This window comes from Oceanospirillum sediminis (assembly GCF_014164585.1).
Taxonomy (GTDB): domain Bacteria; phylum Pseudomonadota; class Gammaproteobacteria; order Pseudomonadales; family Halomonadaceae; genus Oceanospirillum; species Oceanospirillum sediminis.
This window is the reverse complement of sequence record NZ_JACJFM010000015.1, coordinates 93,974-115,249: the sequence shown is the minus strand read 5'-3', so window position 1 is coordinate 115,249 and position 21,276 is coordinate 93,974. Positions and strand designations below refer to the sequence as shown.

General features: G+C 47.0%; 14 protein-coding genes. 10 read left to right on the top strand and 4 right to left on the bottom strand.

Features of this window, described 5'->3' with window-relative positions:
* Positions 1–388 precede the first annotated feature (388 nt).
* Positions 389–1,687, bottom strand: a complete 1,299-nt coding sequence (gene lysA / locus H4O21_RS12980; RefSeq protein WP_182809294.1) for a diaminopimelate decarboxylase — start codon at positions 1,685–1,687, stop codon at positions 389–391.
* Positions 1,688–1,933: 246 nt separating this feature from the next.
* On the opposite strand from lysA, the gene H4O21_RS12975 reads away from it, so the two are divergent.
* The 3 genes from H4O21_RS12975 to H4O21_RS12965 all read left to right on the top strand — a co-directional run bounded on the left by H4O21_RS12975 (position 1,934) and on the right by H4O21_RS12965 (position 5,489).
* Positions 1,934–2,881 carry a LysR family transcriptional regulator gene (locus tag H4O21_RS12975; RefSeq protein WP_182809293.1) on the top strand — a complete coding sequence of 316 codons (948 nt, stop codon included), beginning with the start codon at positions 1,934–1,936 and terminating at the stop codon, positions 2,879–2,881.
* A 295-nt stretch (positions 2,882–3,176) separates the two neighbouring features.
* Positions 3,177–4,727, top strand: coding sequence for a hypothetical protein (locus tag H4O21_RS12970; protein WP_182809292.1), 1,551 nt, complete (start codon positions 3,177–3,179; stop codon positions 4,725–4,727).
* Between the two features lie 282 nt (positions 4,728–5,009).
* Positions 5,010–5,489, top strand: a complete 480-nt coding sequence (locus H4O21_RS12965; RefSeq protein WP_182809291.1) for a hypothetical protein — start codon at positions 5,010–5,012, stop codon at positions 5,487–5,489.
* A gap of 90 nt (positions 5,490–5,579) precedes the next feature.
* Here the strand turns inward: H4O21_RS12965 and H4O21_RS12960 are convergent, their stop codons facing one another.
* The gene (locus tag H4O21_RS12960; RefSeq protein WP_182809290.1) at positions 5,580–6,365 is read right to left on the bottom strand and encodes a substrate-binding periplasmic protein; all 786 of its coding nucleotides are present in this window, start codon (positions 6,363–6,365) and stop codon (positions 5,580–5,582) included.
* Positions 6,366–6,549: 184 nt separating this feature from the next.
* Between H4O21_RS12960 and H4O21_RS12955 the strand changes: the two genes are divergently transcribed.
* The 3 genes from H4O21_RS12955 to H4O21_RS12945 all read left to right on the top strand — a co-directional run bounded on the left by H4O21_RS12955 (position 6,550) and on the right by H4O21_RS12945 (position 11,369).
* The gene (locus H4O21_RS12955; RefSeq protein WP_182809289.1) at positions 6,550–6,792 is read left to right on the top strand and encodes a hypothetical protein; all 243 of its coding nucleotides are present in this window, start codon (positions 6,550–6,552) and stop codon (positions 6,790–6,792) included.
* A gap of 23 nt (positions 6,793–6,815) precedes the next feature.
* Positions 6,816–9,056 carry a putative bifunctional diguanylate cyclase/phosphodiesterase gene (locus H4O21_RS12950; protein ID WP_182809288.1) on the top strand — a complete coding sequence of 747 codons (2,241 nt, stop codon included), beginning with the start codon at positions 6,816–6,818 and terminating at the stop codon, positions 9,054–9,056.
* Positions 9,057–9,506: 450 nt separating this feature from the next.
* A complete protein-coding gene (locus H4O21_RS12945) occupies positions 9,507–11,369 on the top strand; it encodes a methyl-accepting chemotaxis protein (protein ID WP_182809287.1) in 1,863 nt (620 codons plus the stop codon).
* Between the two features lie 71 nt (positions 11,370–11,440).
* On the opposite strand, the gene H4O21_RS12940 is transcribed toward H4O21_RS12945, so the two are convergent.
* Positions 11,441–12,181 (bottom strand): CsiV family protein, encoded by a 741-nt coding sequence (locus H4O21_RS12940; RefSeq protein WP_182809286.1) that lies wholly within the window; start codon positions 12,179–12,181, stop codon positions 11,441–11,443.
* 32 nt (positions 12,182–12,213) lie between these two features.
* The gene (gene mfd / locus H4O21_RS12935; protein WP_182809285.1) at positions 12,214–15,672 is read right to left on the bottom strand and encodes a transcription-repair coupling factor; all 3,459 of its coding nucleotides are present in this window, start codon (positions 15,670–15,672) and stop codon (positions 12,214–12,216) included.
* A gap of 418 nt (positions 15,673–16,090) precedes the next feature.
* Between mfd and H4O21_RS12930 the strand changes: the two genes are divergently transcribed.
* From H4O21_RS12930 to H4O21_RS12915, 4 genes are all read left to right on the top strand, one after another.
* A complete protein-coding gene (locus H4O21_RS12930) occupies positions 16,091–17,536 on the top strand; it encodes a glyceraldehyde-3-phosphate dehydrogenase (protein ID WP_182809284.1) in 1,446 nt (481 codons plus the stop codon).
* Positions 17,537–17,942: 406 nt separating this feature from the next.
* Entirely contained in the window at positions 17,943–19,295 is a 1,353-nt protein-coding gene (locus H4O21_RS12925) for a Na(+)-translocating NADH-quinone reductase subunit A (protein WP_182809283.1), read from the top strand.
* Positions 19,295–20,503: an NADH:ubiquinone reductase (Na(+)-transporting) subunit B gene (locus H4O21_RS12920; RefSeq protein ID WP_182809282.1), complete on the top strand. Its 1,209-nt coding sequence runs from the start codon at positions 19,295–19,297 to the stop codon at positions 20,501–20,503. The genes H4O21_RS12925 and H4O21_RS12920 overlap by 1 nt, the downstream gene beginning before the upstream one ends.
* The gene (locus H4O21_RS12915; RefSeq protein WP_182809281.1) at positions 20,496–21,275 is read left to right on the top strand and encodes a Na(+)-translocating NADH-quinone reductase subunit C; all 780 of its coding nucleotides are present in this window, start codon (positions 20,496–20,498) and stop codon (positions 21,273–21,275) included. Before H4O21_RS12920 ends, H4O21_RS12915 begins: the two co-directional genes overlap by 8 nt.
* Position 21,276: the final 1 nt, after the last annotated feature.

Below are 21,276 nucleotides of genomic sequence, written 5' to 3'. Positions count from 1 at the left end.
GACTTTACTTGTGGTGAGTTTAAGAAAAGATCATAAGCTTGAGAGGCGTCAAGCTTATGCTTCCACTATCGAGAACTTCGCACTGTCCAGTTTAAATGTATCAAGTGATTGGATGATATAAAAGTTGTATACAAGTATGTTTGTGAAATTTGGCTTTATTTTTTCATTTTTAAGATGGGGAGCCGTTATGGGTATGCTGGCCACTGTAAAATGAGTTGTTGTGGTCTGTGCGCATTTGGCCAGCTTTACTGTCGTAATAGTCAATATAAGAATGGCTATGAATCTTCTGTGACGTTTCAATGGGAACAGGTGCGCGCGAAAGAGGCTGACCTGATTATTATAAAAATGAGCAGGTCAGCTTAATGCCATCATATCTTAGGGATAATCATCACATCAGCCCATATTCGTGGGATATCAGGTCTTCATAGCTTTCTCGCTGGCGAATTAAGCGGCAGTCATTTCCTGATACCATGACTTCAGCCGGACGTACTCTGGAATTGTACTGACTGGCCATACTCATGCTGTAAGCACCACAGGAAAACACTGCAATCAGATCTCCGCTCTGCATAGGAGGCATCTGACGACCCAGAGCAAAATAATCACCGGTTTCGCAGATGGGTCCTACAATATCGGTACACTGTGTTTCCGTCTGCGCAGAAATCAGCTCACTCCAGTGGCCGTTAAACCCCTGACATGATGCAGGCCAGATCACATGATCGGCATTGTACAGAGTCGGGCGCAACAGTATATTCATGCCTGCATTCAGAATAGTGATCTCTCTGTCCCAGCCTTGTTTTACGTACTCCACACTGGTCAGCAGAATACCTGAATTGGCACTGATTGATCGTCCGGGTTCAATAATAAAGGTTTTTCCTTTGTTTCTGAGTCTCTGCAGGCGTTCGCTGATCTGCTCCCCTATTGATGAAATGCTTTGAGGCACGGTGTTATCGGTGTGGTAAGCCGCCGGATACCCGCCGCCAATATTCAACAGTTCAATTTTTGCTCCCTGACTTTCTACCTCATCAATCAGAGCTTCTACCCGGTCAATTGCCCGCAAATAGGTCTCTGTAGATGGGATTGGAGAGCCCAGATGAATGTGAATTCCGGTGATGTCGACAAATGGGTATAAATCAGAGCAGAACAGTACTCTGGCTCGCTCCAGCGGTACACCAAATTTGGTATGACGCCCCCCGGTACTGGTTTTTGCATGTGTACCTGCATCAGAGATATCCGGGTTGATACGAATAGCGGCTTTAACTGTACGACCCGCTTCTTCAGCCAGAGCTGCCAGTCTTTCAAGCTCCGGTTCTGACTCAATATTAAACAGGTATACCCCGGATTCAATGGCGTATCTGAGTTCATCGTGGGACTTGCCCACACCAGCAAAAACAATTTTATCTGTGGATACCCCGGCTTTCAGTGCCCGGAATAGTTCTCCGCCACTGACCACATCCATGCCGGAGCCCAGGGAAACAAGATGCTTCAGAACACTCAGATTACTGCAGCTTTTGATCGAAAAGCAGATCAGAGGATTGATTCCGGCAAAAGCAGATTCAAATGTGCGGTAATTCTCTGTCAGGGTTCGTTCTGAATAGACATAGGCAGGGCTGCCGAATTGATCGCAAATGCTCTGTGCTGATGTCTGTTCAACAAACAGTTCGCCGTTCTGGTAACTAAAGTGATCCATGGGGACTCCGGTATCTTTGCAGTAAAGCCTTTCTTTTACGTTTTACTCGCCGGGCAAGGGCTGCCAAACCAGTGTCAGCCAGTATAGGGAGCTGTATTGCATGTGAAAAATATCAATTTTTATATAGTCTATTCATAATTGATATGGATGTTTTCCTTGATGCAGGCATGGGCGTTCAAAAGACTGGATTATCCGTTAATCCATCAACATTAAGCTGGAAAAGTAAGATGAATCAGGCAGAGACAGATGAACTTTAAATTCAGGCAGGTTGAAATTTTCTGGGCGGTGATGACAACCGGATCGGCAACAGCAGCAGCAGAGATGCTGCACACTTCCCAACCGACGGTCAGTCGGGAACTGGCCTTATTTGAAAGAACCACACAGTTAGAATTATTTCGACGCCAGGCCGGTAAGCTGGTACCAACTGAGCACGGACTGATGCTGTTTGAAGAGGTTAAACGTAATTATGCCGGGCTGGAGCGGATAAAAAATGCGGTTGAGAGGATACGTAATTTTCAACAGTCAGGTCTGCAACTGACCTGTCTGCCTGCTTTTTCTGTCGCTTTATTGCCTGCGGTATGCAAGCGCTTTCGGCAGTATTATCCTCAGGCCAGTATCAGTATTACACCACTGGAATCTCCCGTGCTGGAAGAGGCTGTATCAACACAGCAATACCATATGGGTATTTCTGAGCATAGTATGCAACCGCCTGGGACTCAGACAGAAGTACTGATGAAGCTGGATCTGGTATGTGTCCTGCCAGAAGAGCATCCTCTGGCCTGTAAGTCTGTTTTGATACCGGATGACTTTCTGGCTCAGGATGTGATCAGCCTGGCGGCTTCAGATCCTTACCGGATAAGAGTTGATACTCTGTTCAGTCAGCTGGGCATTGAACGTAATCTGGTCATTGAAACGGACAGTGCCAGTGCAGTCTGTGCCTCTGTATGTCTGGGAGAGGGCATCGCTGTTGTGAATCCTCTGACCGCTTTGCACTATGTCGGGCAGGGGTTGGTTATTCGGCCATTTTCAGAGCAGATCGTGTTCTCTGTCTGTCTTATTCGTCCATTACACCGGCCATATTCCTCCGAAACTGAGTATTTTATTCAGGTGCTCAGAGAGTATTGTGAACAGGTCTGTATTCAGCTGGAGTCTTTGTGTTTTTCCCGAGGAAGATACGACGCAAATAATGGCTGATACACAGCAGAACAAAAATATATTGATATGCTTCCATCGCTCATCCGGAAAGAGTCTGCGCTTTTGCAGAGATATCTGTGTTCTGGCGTAGGTCATAGTCTGGGGTATTTTTTCAGTATGTTATGCGCAAATGTTACATAAATACAAATGGCTACTTTGTGACTACCCGGCGTTACCTGTTCGGGACTTGCTCGCTCAGGACAGTACATGAGAGTTCGCCCATTATTATCGGGCCAGCTGACAAGTGGAGTAGCTGGTTTTTCTAAGACACGCATAATATCAAGGAACTATGATCATGATGCTTACCCGAAATAATGATGTTCGCACTGAAAATAATAACGCGGCAATTGAGCCTGCTACTCTGGATCTGAAAGCTGGGCTGATTGAGCCTTTTCCAGTTGATGCCGAACCTCTGACATTGATGCCATTGATTGAGCCTTTTCCGGTTGACGCAGAACCTCTGCCATTGATTGAGCCTTTCCCGGTTGACGCAGAACCGCTGATCTTCATGCCGGTTGATGGAGGTATTCCAGAGCCTGTTGATGCTAATGGAATTATTGGTTCTTGTGTTATTTTCCCGGAAAGTGAAGAGATCCAGGCTCTGTATAAGCAACTGGATGAAATTTTTGGTACGCCGGATTTTGATCTGACTGAAGATGAACAGAAACAGGTTGATGCGCTGTACGAAAAAGCGAACGCATTTTTTGAACCGAATGATAATGGTGAGTGGCCAGTGTTGACTGAAGCTCAGGAAAAAGAGCTGGAAGCCATTTACGATCAGATTGATGATATTTATGGCATCGTTAATTATGACGACCTGAGTGAAGAGCAGCAGAAAAAAGTTGATGATATTTATGCCGAACTGGACAAGCTGTGGGCTGATCAGATTAATACTCTGCCAGTAGAGCCGATTGATGAGGAAGCTCAGGCTCTGCATGACCGTCTGGATGAAATTTTCGGCACTTACAAGCAGGAGCTGACGGAAGATGAACAGAAGCAGGTTGATGAGCTGAACAATAAGATTGAAGCGATTCTGTCTCCTGATAAAGATGGCAACTGGCCAGAACTGACCGAAGAGCAGCAGGAAGAGCTGAACGGTTTATATAAGCAGGTTGATAAAGTGTACGGTGTTGTTTCTTATGATGATCTGTCTGAAGAGCAACAGAGGGAGGTCGACGGTATTTACGACAAGCTGGATGCAATCTACCTGAAAGACCTGGATATTGATGGTTCCGATGGTCTGGTCACTATTCTGCCTGTATTTGATGAGAAAACTCAGGCTCTGTTTGATGAGCTGAATGAGATCTTTGGTACGCCGAAGTCAGAGCTGACAGAAGAAGAGCAGGCAGAGGTAAATGCTCTGAATGATAAAGTTGATGCGCTGTTGGCTCCGAATGATAGCGGTGAATGGCCAGAACTGACAGAAGAGCAGGAAACTGAGCTGAGCGGCTTGTTCAAACAGATTGATAAAGTATATGGCGTCGTGACGTATGATGATCTGACGGAAGCTCAGCAGCAGCGCGTTGATGCTATTTACGAAGAGCTGAGTGCTGAGCCTCTGATTACTGAAGAACCTGACTCAGATATAATCGATGGTGAGCCGGTAATTTCTGTTGTGAGTCCATTTGATAAGGATAAAGATGATCTGCTGAATCTGGATGATTTTGATTTCAGTAAGCTGGAAACGGTCTCTCAATTGAATACTGGCACAGACAATGACGATAACTGGATCGATTTCGGTATGTTTGAGTTTGTTGATAATGCTGATGGCCAGGAAATGCCTGGTATCCAGACGCTGGAGCTGACTGGTCTGGCTGACTTCGATTTCGATTTTGCTGGTTTCTGATCAGATCTGAACCAATGATAGCGGGTCAGGGGGCTTAAACGCTTTCAGCTAGTCCCAACAAAACTGTATCCGCTATTACAGGCATGGCTTACCTGTTTCATATCTGTACCCTGTGACTTCGGGTTGGCCATGTCTTTGTATATCTGCTCTGATAGTTCGTTTTGTCTCTGTTGTTTTTTGATCTGAGTAAATATTCCTCGTTATTTTTGCTGTTTTTTTGTTGATAATAATTCTTATTTTGTTTAATCTTAAATGACATTGATTCTCATTTGAGGGCGGGCGATGTTATTCCTATGGACAGAACACCACAGAAAGTTACTGGATATGTCTCCGGTAAAACAGAGTGAAACCTGGTTTGAATGGATGAATCTGGGGGCTTTGCATTACGATTTACAGCAATGGCAGGAAGCGATTCCTTATCTTGGTTGTGCGTTTGATCTGAGTTGTCAGCAGCTATGTCGTCACGGGTATAAGATGTCTGAACAGGAGCTTAAAAGTACGGCGACTCAGCTGACTTTATCGGCTATTTATCTTACTAATGCCTTTCAGCACTTTGGCAACCGGGATAAAGCCTGGTTTATTCTGGCAAAAGCGCTGAGGGTTCTGCATCAGGATGAACAACGGGTTAATTGGCAGACAGGGTGGGCGCAGGAGTGTGTGCAGGCTCTGGTCAATCAGGAACGGCACGAGGCTTTTTTTGAGCGTTATCTGAACCTGCCTTTTGCCAGCAGTTATCTTCATATGGAATCTCACTTCCACTGATATCATGACAGACAGATTATTCGGCTTATGGCATAACCGGTAACGTCTTCTCTTCCGATTTAATGAAAACAGAGGGGAAATGATCAGAGATTACCGGTAGCTTTCCCAGATTCGGTTATAGGTGCCATTAAAGCGAATAGTACGCAGCCCCTTATTGAAATCCTGTACGATATCTTCGATATCTGGTCGGTTGCGGGAAAAACACAGATAATAGGGCTGGCTGTTAAGCTCGTAATAACGGATATGCCGGGTTTCTGAATTCATGGCCATTCGATAGAGAATGATATCTCTGTAGGAGTAGATGGCATCCACCCGGTTAGCCAGCAGCAATCTGAGTAGTTGGGTGTCATCATTGGCTTCTACTGCACGAATATCTTTTTTATCCTGCAACTCCTTATGTACTGCATAGCCTCTGACGGCAGCAATACTCCGGCCTCTCAGGTCATCCAGTTGTTCAACGGTGTGAAAATCCGATTCTTCATTAATAAATATTCCCTGACTATGAAGCCCAAGCATATCGGAGTAGATAAAGCTTTTTCCCCGTTCTGGTCTGTAGGCACACCCGCATAATGCATCGGTTTGCCCCCTTTCTGCCATTTTCACGGTACGCTTCCAGGGGTAGAAATTAAAATCAACCTCCCGGCCTGCCACTGAGAAAGCAGCCTGTATGACTTCAAGATCGATACCGGAGTGAGGTTGTTTCTTATTCTTACTTTCTATTTTGTAAGGAGGGAACATAGCGCAAGCCATACTGACAGGGCGTTTCTCCGATGACTGGTTGAACTCCTCTAACTGATCCTCAGCTTGTGCAGGCGTGGATGTCGGGTTGAAAAGTAGCAGGCTATAAATGGCCAGAACAGATGCACACTTCCTCATAATATACTCCGGATATATGGCCGCTGTTCCGTGTCGCCAGTTATGTTTTCTTGCTGAATAAGTCTAGTCTGAAATAAGCTGCGTTTCTTCAGTTCAGACGTCCCTTTGCCCGTTAACATAATATAATAACAAGAAGTTTCATTTTTTATTCCGCTTTATTGAGCAGAATTTTGAAAGCTTGTATATGCTTGTAAATAAGGCATTTATTCTGAAATCTGTGGAGGCCTGTCTGGTATGGGGTTTTGGAAGGTTCGGATTATCCTCTTATCCGGGGGACAACCTGCTTCGGTGGCGGGAGGCTTCAAACAACGCGTTGCGGCATTATGCCGGCAAAGATCTGATGAGTCGGCGTATTATTGATCAGAAAAAGCAATTTAAAGTGCGTTACGATAATTACTATCAATGGTTTGGACTCTACGACAAATAATGTTCAGTAAACCAGATGTTCGTTTGTTTATCATCTTGAGCCTTATCACTTTTCTGATTATGAGTGGGTTTGTACTGGTACGCTATCAGCAAACCCGGGAACTGATGATTAGTAGCCTGGAAGAACGGGGTATGGCTGTTGCCAGTCGTGTCGCCTATGCGGTCAGGCCAGCAGTACAGGATTTGTACAACAAAGAACATGACGAAGCTTACTCTATTAGTATGGTATCGGCTATTCTGGATTCTGAAATGCACACGGAATTTGTGCAGGGTGTAATGGTGTATGGTAATTTTGGCCAGTTGTATGTCGGAAAAGTCCGGGCCGGGTATCAGGTTGAGACTTTTAATAAGACTATACATGGTGGCTTCTGGTCTTCTCTGAATAACAGAGTGGGTTATCCTGTGCAATCAGGCCTGGTGACTATCGGCCAGGTTGAGGTCCGGTACAAGGATGATGCGTTCAAGGATGATCTGTATCAGAGCCTTATGCTTGAAGTGGCACAGATACTGGTACTTGGGAGTATTTTGGTCGGTTCTTTATTTCTAAGCCTTCGCCATGCTCTGGTGCGGCCAATGCAGGCACTGGAAGTTAATAATAAAGCGATGGATGCGCTGACAGAGGCTGTCTTCGTTACTGATTTACAGGGGGCTCTTCTGGATGCTAATCCGGCTTATTGTGATATGACTGGCTGGCAATCAGATAATACGGAAGAAGCACCTGCAATTTACTTCTCAGGATGGCCAGAAGGTAATTTCAAAGAAGCACTGCGCTTGTTGAAACTCGGCCATGAAGGCTGGTCAGGAGAGGTTATTGGCCATCGGCATGATGGCAGAACTTTTCCGGCCTGGCTGAGCCTGAATCTGGTCGAAATCAAAAATACACAGAGTACTCTGGTTGGGGTCTTATCCGATATAACGGAGAAAAAGGAAACCGAGTCCCGTCTGCTATCCCTGGCGTACCTGGATACTCTGACTCAGATTCCGAACCGGCATTCTTTTCTGAGTCAGCTGGATGTTGAAGTGAGCAGGGCTGCCAGAGAGGAAAGCAGTGTCGGTTTAATCTATCTGGATCTGGATAATTTTAAGTGGATTAATGATCGTTATGGTCATGATATCGGAGACCAGGTCCTGATTGCGGTTACCCGTATCTTTAAGGAACGCTTGAGAGAGTACGATGTGTTATATCGTATTGGTGGTGACGAATTCACCATCATTATCACGCATTATGGCTCAGAACATGATCTGGCGGTTATTGGGAAAGATCTGGTTCGGCTGGCAAATCAGCCATTGCTCATTGGTCAATGCTCTGTCAGGCCTGGTGCCAGTGTTGGGATCTCCCGCTTTCCTGAAGAGGCATCCAGTGCCAGTGAACTGATTACCCAGGCTGATTCGGCCATGTACCAGGCAAAAGATTCAGGGCGTGCCCAGGTCAGATTTTATTCATCAGAACTGAATGAACTAAGGAAGAAACAGCAGCAAATAGAAGATAAATTGAAAGAAGCTATCCGCCAGGATGGTCTGCAGCTGCATTTTCAGCCAAAAGCCGATCTGACGGGAGATGACATCTGTTTTACCAGTGCTGAAGCTTTAATCCGATGGCAGAATCAGGGGCAGACGGTCTTTTATCCTGATGAATTTATTCCGGTTGCTGAGCGTACAAATCTGATTTGTGAGCTGGGTTACTGGGTAATACGCCGGGCGTGTCTCCAGATAAGCCAATGGAAGCAAGCAGGCTATAAAGGGGTATCCATTGCGGTTAATCTGTCACCTAAGCAACTGAGTGACCAGGGGTTGTTTCCATTTATTCAACGGCAGATTGAAGAGAATGGTATTGAGCAGGGGGAGCTTGAACTTGAAATTACAGAGTATGCGGTAGTGGAAGACTTTCTTGAGTCGGTTTCCCGGTTAAATAATCTTAAGCAACTGGGTATTTCTGTCACTATGGATGATTTCGGTACTGGCTATTCCTCTTTGAATTATCTGAAAAAATTGCCTATTGAAACTATGAAGATCGACCGGAGTTTTATCTCTCGTTTACCTGCAGCTCCAGAGGATTCTGCAATCGTTATTGCTATTTTTGCTATGGCTAAGGCACTGAATCTTAAGGTAGTGGCAGAAGGCGTTGAAACTCAGGAACAGCTGGATTTTCTCAGGCAGCATGGTTGCCACATGGCGCAGGGATATCTGTTCAGTCCTGCGCTGCCATCCGGTGAGTTTATACACTGGCTTGAGAATCACAGGCCGGATATATCAGAGGCTCGTTGAGTCAGCGACATAAGCTCCTCTTTCTGGATGATTATTTTTGTTCCGGTGCATATGAATGCCTGCAGAACGTTTTTTTTCCTCTATTCTGAATATTAATCATGGATGATTACCGGAAGCATTGGCTTTCTGGCCTGACTAGTTTTGTCGTGATGTCTTTCTGGAGTATCTCCTGCCAGTACCGATATTTCATTTTTCAGAGGATGTCTATGCCCCCTCAACACTGCGGGTACTAAGGTAACGGCTTCTATGCCAGATGACACCGATGGTATGAATTTTAATGTAATAGCGTATGTATTAAATGGGGCAGAGGAAAAACAGGCGCTTGAAGATAACTGGCTGAAGATATATCCGCGTTAGCGAAGGGTTAAGTATTCTGGACTGGTCTGGATGGCTGGTCGTTTTATTGATTGCAGTCCGGATGCAAAAATTCTGCTCTGAGGTGCTCTGAATATGCTGATCAGACATAAACTGATTCTGAATACTGCGATTGCTATGGGAGCAATGGCAGTGATGTATTCTCTGTTTACTTTTACTCTGAACAAAGTGGATGACCTTAATACAGGTAAAGTTTTTGCGCTTAAGCTGGAAGCGGACATGCTACAGCTCAGAAGAGATGAAAAGGATTTTCTGGCCAGAAAAGATACGGCATATCAGCAGAAATTTGACCAGAAAATCGAGTTGATGCAGGCAGATCAGAAAACATTGCAGGATATTCTGGAACGATATGAATTGGTTGTTCGGGAGTTACCTGAATTGCAACGTATTGTTCTGGATTATCAACAGCGATTTCATGAGGTGGTCGATGCTGTGGTTGAAATGGGGGTGGACCCTGAGTCGGGACTTACCGGAGATCTAAGGCAGGCAGTACATGCCATCGAGTCAGAGCTGAAAAAAAATGAGGCGGATTCAGTTCTGGTCACTATGTTGCAGCTGAGACGAGCCGAAAAAGACTTTATGCTTCGGAGTGATCTGAAGTATCAGGACCGGTTTAAAAAACTGATCGCTAAACTGAATCAACAGATAGCAATGCTTCCGGTCAGCAATGAAGAAAAGCAACGTTTGTCTGATCTTTCCAGTCAGTATAGTCAGAAATTTATGGCTTATATTGCTGGTGCGCAGCGGCTGGGATTAAGCAGCAAAGAGGGCTTACGTATGGCTATGCGCAGCACTGTACATAAGACAGAAGCTCTACTGGCAAAGACATTTGGGCAGGTGCAGCTTATGTTGAAGTCCAGTATTGACAGAGCTCGGCTGATTTCGATACTGGTTTTTTCAGGTATGCTGATTCTCAGCTCTGTAACGGCCTGGTTGATTGCCCGTTCAGTCTTTAATCCGATTAAAGCCATTCAGGGTTCTATAATGGATATTCATCAGAGTCATGATCTGAGTCTGAGAGTGAAAGAGCAAGGGCGTGATGAAATTACAGAAATGGCAAAAGCGCTGAATCAGATGCTTACCAGTTTTCAGAATGTGATTATCAGAGTGAACCATGCTGTGGACAAGATGAATCATTCTACCGGAGAGCTCTCAGAAAATGCAGGCCGGACGGCTAACGATATGGATCGACAATTGGCAGAGACCGATCAGGTGACCAGCTCAGTTACTGAGATGGTTAGTACGATTGAAGAGATTGCTCTGAATACTGAAAATACGGCAATGAAGGCTAATGCCACTCATAATAATGCAAAAGATGGGCAGGAGAAGGTTCAACAGGCTATAGATAGTATCCGGGTGCTTTCTGATCAGCTGGAAGGTTCAGGGCAAACTGTCAGCGATTTATCTGAGCAAAGTGAGACAATCGGATCGGTACTGGAAGTTATTCAGGGAATTGCTGAACAAACTAATTTACTGGCTCTGAATGCTGCAATTGAAGCGGCCAGAGCCGGTGAGCAAGGAAGAGGGTTTGCTGTGGTAGCTGATGAAGTGCGTGCTCTGGCAGGGCGTACTCAGGAGGCGACTCAGGAAATTGCTGTTATTATCGGATCACTTCAGGAAAAAACACAAAGTATTGTCCGGTTGATGGGCCAGTGCAGACAAAGAGGTTCAGAGAGCCGGGAGCAAGCCGCTCAGGCTGAATCTGTACTGATTGCTATTACCGGGGATGTAACAGAAATCTCTGATATGGCCACTCAGATTGCAACGGCTATTGAGCAGCAGAGTTGTGTCGCTAACGAAGTTGGCCAGAATGTGACTGTTATCCGGGATATTACCATTGATGCTTCGGCTGCCGTGCAGAAAAACTCTCAGGCCAGTGATGATATTTCAGCTCAGGCGGGTGAATTAAAGCAGGCCGTGTCTATTTTCAGAGTCTGAACAATCAGATGTGAACGGTGCTTGTAAAGAAATTAAGGGAGCTGCTGTTACTTGCAGCTCCCTGTGTCGTTTTACATTGGGGTAAACCGAACCAGAATGCCAAAGGCCGGATGATCGATGTAGTGGAGTTCTCTGCTACGCATCTTCCGGGTTTGTTTCATTGGAATGACCTGGCTGGTGCGAAAACTTCTCTGGCCATCTGCAGTTTCTGTCGCACTGAATTCTGACAGGTACAAGTTCGTCGATACATGGAGGTAACGGGCAATAGATATGCTGATAGTACCATCCAGTTCATACTGATTGCCAAAGCGTTGGCCGCCGCGAATACGGATGGGCAGACTTTTTCCTTTTCCACGTGCTGTCATATGCCAGGATTCATGGAACAGAATCCGATGATCGCCATTGCGCTTCAGGCGGTTGGCCTGGCCGTTAAGTAAATGGCGGTGGTTGGCATAGATGAAATACTCTGGTGTTGTGCCATTTTTCAGTGCGCGGATCTGTTTTCCGCTTAAAGGTGCCAGCCCCGTTGGTGCCGCAGAAACAGGCTGAGAAGCGATGGAATCCAGCTCTGACATACGGATATCAGAACGTTTATAGAGTGCCTGATAGTAAGATGGCAGTTCTATTTGCTGATTCTCTCGCCATTTCTCTGATAAACCGGGTTCTTTGTTTTCATAACTGAATACCAGTAACTCTGCGATATAGCGTCGCCCCTCATTATTAGCCGTCGCTGTCAGGGGAGTGCTGGCCAGTATCAGAGTTGTTAGCCAGGCGATGACTCGCAGAGTTTTATGGGTCTCTGTTTGGGTCACAATATTCAATCCTGAGTTTATTTCCATTCGGGTTATGCTGACTGAGGTGTCAGCTTCTTAATCAGGTCTTCCACGATCCGGAAACGGCTTTCAGGTTGTTTCATCAGATCGGTAAACTTCAGCTTGCTGGCGCCTTCCAGTTTAAAGCGCTGTGGAGCTGATTGTACCATTTTTACAATGGCCAGGGGTTCAACCTGTGTTTCTGCAGCAAACTCAAACATGCCACTTTCAGGCCCGCAATCTATCCGGGTAATGCCCAGATATTCTGCTTTAAGTTTGAGCTTTGTCTGATTGAACAGGTTTTTCAGCGCATCAGGCAGTAAGCCGAAGCGATCAATCATTTCGACTTGCAGCTCTTTCAGTTCGCTATCATCTCTGGCATTAGCAATTCGTTTGTACATAATCAGGCGGCTATGCACATCGGGCAGATAGTCATCGGGAATCAGAGCCGGGATACGCAGGTTGACTTCACTACCGGTGTGCAGAGGTTTATCCAGATCAGGCGTTTTCCCCTGTTTGATGGCCTGTACGGCTTTTTCCAGCATTTCCATATACAGACTGTAGCCGACCTGCTCCATCTGGCCGCTCTGACCTTCGCCCAGTAATTCACCGGCTCCACGAATTTCCATGTCGTGAGTAGCCAGAGTAAAGCCCGATCCCAGATCTTCTGCCTGAGAAATAGCATCCAGGCGCTTCTGTGCATCCGATGTCAGCTTTTTCCCTTCCGGGGTCATCAGGTATGCATAAGCCTGATGATGAGAACGTCCGACACGCCCTCTTAACTGATGCAGCTGTGCCAGGCCAAATTTATCGGCACGTTCAATAATGATGGTATTAGCGCTGGGAATATCGATGCCTGTTTCAATGATGGTAGAGCATACCAGTACATTGAAACGTTTATGATAAAAGTCTGACATCAGCTGTTCCAGCTGGCGTTCCGGCATCTGACCGTGAGCGACTCCAACACGGGCTTCTGGCACCAGAACACGCAGATCCTCTGCCGCATTTTCAATAGTTTTCAGGTCATTATGCAGGAAATAAAGCTGTCCGCCACGCAGGATTTCTCTCAGCACCGCTTCTTTTATCGTGGCTTTATCAAACGGCCGGACAAACGTTTTAACGGATAATCGTTTAGCCGGAGGTGTGGCAATAATCGACAAATCCCGAATACCGGACATGGCCATATTCAGAGTACGCGGAATGGGTGTGGCTGTCATTGTCAGAATGTCGACTTCAGAGCGTAAAGATTTCAGTTTCTCTTTTTGCTGGACGCCAAACCTGTGTTCTTCATCAATGATCAGAAGACCCAGATTGTCGAAGTTCATATCTTTCTGAAGCAGTTTATGGGTACCGATAATAATATCGACCTGACCCTTTTCCAGTTTTTCCAGAACGATTTTTTGTTCTTTGGCTGATTTAAAACGAGACAGCACTTCAACCTGCACCGGCCAGTCTGCAAAGCGATCACGGAAGTTTTCAAAGTGCTGTTGAGCCAGCAAAGTGGTCGGCACCAGAATGGCAACCTGTTTACTACTCTGAACGGCAACAAAGGTAGCGCGCATGGCCACTTCCGTTTTACCAAAACCAACATCACCACAAATGACCCGGTCCATCGGTTGCCCTGATGTCATGTCTTTAATTACGGCAGCAATAGCGGCCGCCTGATCCGGGGTTTCTTCAAAGGGAAATCCGGCAGCAAAAGCTTCATAGGACTGTTCCGGCATATCATGACTGAAACCTTTTCTGGCGGCTCGACGTGCGTAGATATCCAGCAGTTCTGCTGCAGTATCTCTGATCTTTTCGGCTGTCTTGCGTTTGGCTTTTTCCCACTGTTCTGTGCCCAGTTTATGTAATGGAGCATTATCATCGGTTCCACCTGAATAGCGGGAAATCAGATGCAGTGAAGCAACCGGTACATAGAGTTTTGCTCCATCAGCATATTCCAGGGTCAGAAATTCTGCTTTTTGCTGGTCGATTTCAAGAACCTGAAGCCCCAGATAGCGTCCGACACCGTGGTCAATATGTACAACGGGAGCTCCTTCCTTCAACTCCGTAAGACTGCGAATGGTGTATTCACCAACATCGGTTGCTTTTTGCTGGCGACGGCTCTGGAATACTCGCTGGCCAAACAGCTGACTTTCACTGATTAGTTCAATTGCAGGCTTTGTGCAATGGACTCCCGATAACAGAGGGGCGACACCAATACAGATTTTTTCGTCAGATTCACAGAAAGCCTGCCAGCTATCAACCTGAACAGGCCTGATACCGATGCGGGCCAGAAGTTCCAGCAAGGCTTCCCTGCGACCGGCAGATTCTGCGCAGAACAGAATCCGGTCCGGGCTATTATTAATATGTTGTTCCACCCTGGCCAGAGGCTGACTTTGCCGGGCATCAATGGGCAGTTCTTCTGGAGGGGTGAATGGCAGATTTATGTAGCCTGCTTTACTTTCATCCAGCGAATCGGTATGGGTCTGGATACGTGCAAAGCGCTTCAGGCGTGAAAAGAGTTCTTCAACGGGCAGAAATATATCTGCAGGGGACAGAATTGGTCGCTGGATATCATAGCGCCGGTCTTCATAGCGTCGTTCTGCTTCCTGGAAAAAATTCTGAGCCGGCTCTTCAGGGTGAGCAGTATTGACCAGCAAGGTGTTATCCGGAAAGTAGGAAAACAGATCGGCGGTCTGTTCAAAAAACAGAGGCAGGTAATATTCCAGTCCGGGCGAAGGGATGCCTTTAGTGACATCTTCATATAAAGGACACTGGCGAAAATCGATGTCAAAGTTGTCCTGGAAATTCAGACGAAACTGCTGAATGCCTGATTTATCCAATGGATATTCCTGCGCTGGCAGAATACGTATGCTATCTGTTTTCTCTCTGGAGCGCTGGGTTTCCGGATCAAAGGTTCGCAGTGTATCGATTTCATCATCGAACAAATCAATACGAATAGGCTGATCGCTTCCCATTGGAAACAGATCCATCAGGGAGCCACGTACAGTATATTCTCCATGACTATAGACATTGTCTACGCAATGGTAACCGGCCTGTTCCAGCTGGCGGCTCATGGCCTGAGCATCAAACTTCTGTCCGGCTTTCAGCAGAAAGGTGGAAGCGCTGATATAACTCTGCGGTGGCAAACGTTGCATCAGAGTAGATACCGGAGCAACCAGTACGCCTTTATTCAGCAGAGGCAATTGAAACAGTACCTTCAGGCGTTCCGATATAATATCCTGGTGGGGGGAGAACGCATCATAAGGCAGGGTTTCCCAGTCAGGCATGCGCAATACCGGGTAGTCAGCCGGCAAAAAATACTCCAGCAATTCTGCCAACTGTTCTGATTCATTCTGGGATGATGTGATGACGCAGACCAGGGAGGAATGTGTCCGGGCCAGCTGGCTGATAACCAGCGCATTTGCGCTGCCGGAGAGGTTGCCCCAATGGCGGGTATCTCCGGCTTTAGCCGGAATGGAACGACTGGAAAGCTGCAATTGCATGATGCCTGTCCATTGCTATTGATTGAAATCGAATGTGATGTTGAGCTTCAGAACACCGGCACAGGGAATATCCTGAAGACTGTACAAATAAATAGTACTCTGTGGCGTAAGTCTAAGGCGAGCTGCCGGAATGTAAAGAACTGAGTGTATCACTGGTATCGCTAATGTCTTTTTAAGCCATTCAGCTTTTAACGTGTGATAAACGATGACAGATCATTAAAAAGAGTTATCAGAAATGATTTAAATTGAATTTTTTTAATGCTCAGGTACCTGATTATCCTTCTGACGTTGAAAATTTACGTCTATAAATAGACTTTGGCAGCAAAATGTCGCTTAAAATTTGCCTCTTGGGGCAACTGCTTTCATAATACGCGCGCATTTTCGGTTGAGATTTTTTAGACTTTTAGTGAGGCCGCCCGTGAGTCAAGAAGTACTTGATAACTGTTTCCAGGATTGGCAAGAGCGTGAAGCTCTGGCTGAGGCTATGATTCCGCTGATTGGTCAGCTGTATCGTAAAAACAATGTTGTGACTTCACTGTATGGCCGCGCCATGGTGAACCAGTCTGTGATCCGTATTATGAAGGATCACCGTTTTGTACGTCAGGTAGAAGGCACTGAGCTGTCTGTACGCGATACTCACCCTATTCTGGAAACCATGGCTCGTCTGAACCTGGGGCCGGCTCACGTTGATATCGGTAAGCTGGCTGTTAAGTTCAAGAACGAAGGTGGTGATCTGGAGACTTTCCTGCGTAAAGAGCTGGAAAGTGCTGTTGACCAGCACCAGGATGGTGCTGATGCCGGTTATAAAGATGTTGTACTGTATGGTTTCGGCCGTATCGGTCGTCTGCTGGCGCGTATCCTGGTAGAAAAAGCGGGTGGCGGTAACAAGCTGCGTCTGCGTGCTATCGTTGTACGTGGTGGTAAAGAAGGTGATCTGCAAAAGCGTGCCAGTCTGCTGCGTCGTGACTCTGTACACGGTTCTTTCCAGGGCACGATCGCTGTTGATGAAGATGCAAAAGCACTGATCATCAACGGCAACTACGTTCAGATGATCTACGCAAACTCTCCTGCTGAAGTAGACTACACTACTTACGGTATCAACGACGCGATTGTTGTTGATAACACGGGCATGTGGCGTGATGAAGAGGGTCTGGGTCAGCATCTGGCGTGTAATGGTGCATCCCGCGTTCTGCTGACAGCACCGGGTAAAGGCGATCTGAAAAACATCGTTCACGGTATCAATAGTGATATCATCAGCGATGACGACAAGATCCTGTCAGCAGCATCCTGTACGACTAACGCTATCGTTCCGGTACTGAAAGCGGTTGAAGACAAGTTTGGTGTAGCGCACGGCCACGTTGAAACCGTACATGCTTTCACTAACGACCAGAACCTGATCGACAATTTCCACAAAGCGAAGCGTCGTGGTCGTGCAGCGCCGCTGAACATGGTGATCACTGAGACTGGTGCAGCGTCTGCGGCGGCTAAAGCATTACCTTCTCTGAAAGGTAAGCTGACGGGTAACGCGATTCGTGTTCCTACGCCAAACGTTTCCATGGCGATCCTGAATCTGACACTGGAAAAAGAAACTTCAGTGGAAGAGATCAACGATTACCTGCGTGATGCATCTCTGCACTCTGGCCTGCAGAAACAGATTGATTACGTACGTTCCCCTGAAGTGGTTTCTTCTGACTTTGTGGGTAACCGCCATGCGGGTATCGTCGATGGTGAAGCGACTATCGTTAGCGGTAAGCAAGCGGTTCTGTACGTATGGTACGACAACGAGTTTGGTTACAGCTGTCAGGTTGTTCGTATCCTGCAACAGATCTCAAATGTTCAGTTTCAGCATTTTCCGGCACGCTGATCTGAGCATCCGGTGATAATCTGATCATCGGAATGTTTCGTAAAGCCCATGTAGTTATCTGCATGGGCTTTTTTTATAAAAAAAATTTCATTACTAGAAAATGTCATTTTTTTGAGATATGGCAGATTTTCTCAGAAGATAGCACCACTTTTTTCCACGCTTTCGCTAAGCTGCAATTAACTGCTGCTAAAGTGCGGCAAAATGTCGCGGTAGTCAGTGGCAATGCCGTAATCAGGTCTTTATAATATGTGCGATTTTGGGGAGCGGTCCGGGTGGGCAGGCCCGTACTGGCTGAAACAGTTACTAAAAGACTGTGACACACAGAATTCCGAAGCTTTGTATTTTGTGCAAACGCTTCAAAAAAACCTTTGTTTTCAAATAATAACTAAGTGATTGGGCGAGACGTATGATTAAAATCAAACGTGGCCTTGATCTTCCTTTAGCCGGAGCGCCAGCGCAAAGCATTGACAATGCTACGCCTGTGCGCTCGGTTGCCGTGGTTGGCCCTGACTATGTAGGTATGAAGCCTACAATGGCAGTGCGCGTCGGTGACCAGGTTAAACTGGGTCAAGAGCTCTTCAGTGACAAAAAGACCCCGGGTGTGAAGTACACAGCCCCTGCGGCAGGCGAAGTGATCGCTGTTAACCGTGGTGAGCGTCGTGTTTTGCAATCTGTTGTGATTAAAGTAGCTGAGCAGGAAGAAAAAGTTCAGTTTGCTAAGTACGACCAGGGACAACTGGCCGGACTGGATCGCAACAAGGTTCAGGAAAATCTGATTGAATCAGGTCTCTGGACCGCATTGCGTACACGTCCTTTCAGCCGTGTTCCTGCACCAGGATCAACTCCGAACTCTGTTTTTGTAACCGCAATGGATACTAATCCGCTTGCGGCTGACCCCGCAGTGGTTCTGCAAGGACAGGAAAGTGATTTTCAGGCAGGCCTGAACGTACTGTCTAATCTGACAGACGGTAAAGTGTTTGTATGTAAAGCCGCAGGTGCTTCTATCCCGGTTCAGGCAGGTGGTTCTGTAGTGGTGGAAGAGTTTGACGGCCCTCATCCGGCTGGTCTGGCAGGCACTCATATCCACTATCTGGACCCTGTAAGCATTTCTAAAACAGTCTGGACCGTCGGTTATCAGGATGTAGTTGCGATAGGGCAGCTGTTCCTGACTGGTGAACTGAATACTGATCGTGTGGTGGCAGTAGCAGGCCCGGAAGCGAAAAATCCTCGTCTGCTGAAAACCCGTCAGGGTGCCAGTCTGGAAGACCTGTGTGCTTCTGAAGTGAGTGATCGCGCTTCCGTGCGTCTGATTTCAGGCTCTGTTTTTGGTGGTCGTACTGCTGAAGGTGCATTTTCCTTCCTGGGACGCTACCAGACTCAGGTGAGTGTGCTGAAAGAAGGCAATCACCGGGAGTTCATGGGCTGGATGTCGCCGGGTAAAGATAAGCACTCGATGCTGAATATCTATGTATCCAAACTATTCGGTCTGACGAACTATGCGCCTTCGACAAATACCAATGGCTCTGAGCGTGCCATGGTACCTGTAGGCACATATGAGCGTGTTATGCCTCTGGATATCCTACCAACTCAGCTGCTGCGTGCGCTGGTGGTAGGAGATATCGAAAGTGCAATGCAACTGGGTTGTCTTGAACTGGAAGAAGAGGATCTGGCTCTGTGTACCTACGTTTGCACGGGCAAATACGAGTATGGTCCTATCCTGCGTAACAACCTGACCAATATCGTGAAGGAGGGTTACTAATGGGCCTGCGTCAGATTCTTGACAATATGGAACCACACTTCCACAAGGGCGGTAAGTACGAAAACTGGTACGCTCTTTATGAAGCTGTGGACACCATTTTTTATGCGCCAGATTCGACTACCAAAACCACGGCTCACGTGCGTGATGGTGCGGATCTGAAGCGTATGATGATTACTGTGTGGATGTGTACTTTCCCTGCCATGTTCTTTGGTATGTGGAATGTGGGTTACCACGCAAATATGGGGATGGCTGAAACGGGTATCAATGCGGCGGATGTAGAAGGCTGGCGTCACGCGTTTATCAGTGTGCTGGCAGGTTATGACCCTGCTAGTCTGTGGGATAATATGATCCACGGCGCTATGTATTTCCTGCCGGTTTATGCCGTAACTTTCGCTGTTGGTGGTTTCTGGGAAGTACTGTTCGCGATGAAGCGCGGACATGAAGTTAACGAAGGGTTCTTCGTAACTTCGATTCTGTTCGCACTGACTCTGCCGCCAACCATTCCTCTGTGGCAGGTCGCACTGGGCATCAGCTTTGGTGTTGTGGTTGCTAAAGAGATCTTTGGTGGTACCGGTAAGAACTTCCTTAACCCTGCTCTGGCAGGTCGTGCCTTCCTGTACTTTGCATACCCTGCGCAAATCTCGGGTGATGCAGTATGGACTGCTGTAGACGGTTACACGGGTGCAACTGCACTGGGTGTTGCCGCTGCTGGTGGTATGGAAAGCCTGGCTGAAACGCTGACCTGGTGGGATTCCTTCCTGGGTGTAATGCCGGGTTCTATGGGTGAAACGTCGACTCTGGCCATCATGATTGGTGGTGGTGTTCTGCTGGCGACCCGTATTGCTGCATGGCGCATTGTTGCTGGTGTACTGATTGGTCTGTTTGCCATGAGTACTCTGCTGAACGTTATCGGTTCTGATACTAATCCTATGTTTGCGATGCCGTGGTACTGGCACCTGACTCTGGGTGGTGTCGCATTCGGTATGTTCTTTATGGCAACAGATCCGGTCTCAGCTTCTATGACCAACACCGGTAAAATCTGGTTTGGTATCCTGATTGGTGTAATGACAGTGATGATTCGTGTGATCAACCCTGCATTCCCTGAAGGTATTATGCTGGCTATTCTGTTTGCTAACCTGTTTGCACCGTTTATTGACCACTTTGTGGTTCAGGCTAACATCAAACGGAGAATGATGCGCAATGTCTAGTAGCAATGATTCTATCAAAAAGACGCTAACGGTAGCGCTGCTGCTGTGTATTGTCTGTTCCGTGATTGTCTCGGGAGCAGCAGTTGCACTGAAGTCTCAGCAGGCTGCTAACAAAGACCTTGACCGTAAGACCAATATCCTTGCGGCAGCAGGTCTGCTGGAGCCGGGTAAAGATGTTGACGAGCTCTTTTCCCAGATTCAGGCTCGTGTCATCGACCTGAACACCGGTGAGTACACTGATGCAGTTAACGCTGAAAGCTACGATCAACTGAAAGCCGCTAAAGATCCTGCGATGTCTAAAGCACTGTCTAACAGTGAGGATATAGCAGGTATCAAGCGTCGTGAGCAATTTGCTACAGTCTATCTGGTAGAAAATGCCGGTAAACTGGAGCGTATCATCCTGCCTGTACGTGGTTATGGTCTGTGGTCCACTTTGCACGGCTTTCTGGCACTTGAGGCTGATGCTAACACTGTGATTGGTTTAGGCTTCTACCAGCACGCGGAAACTCCGGGTCTGGGTGGTGAAGTAGATAACCCTAAGTGGAAAGCACTGTGGCCTGGCAAGAAGGTATTTGCTGAAGGTAGCATGAACCCAGAGCTTCATGTGATTAAAGGTGCGGTTGACCCGGCAGCTTCTGGTGCTGAGTACAAAGTTGACGGTCTGTCCGGTGCAACTCTTACCAGCCGTGGTGTAAGCAACCTGGTTCAGTACTGGGTAGGTAGTGAGGGCTTTGGTCCTTACCTGAGCAAAATTCGTAAGGAAGGAGTATAAA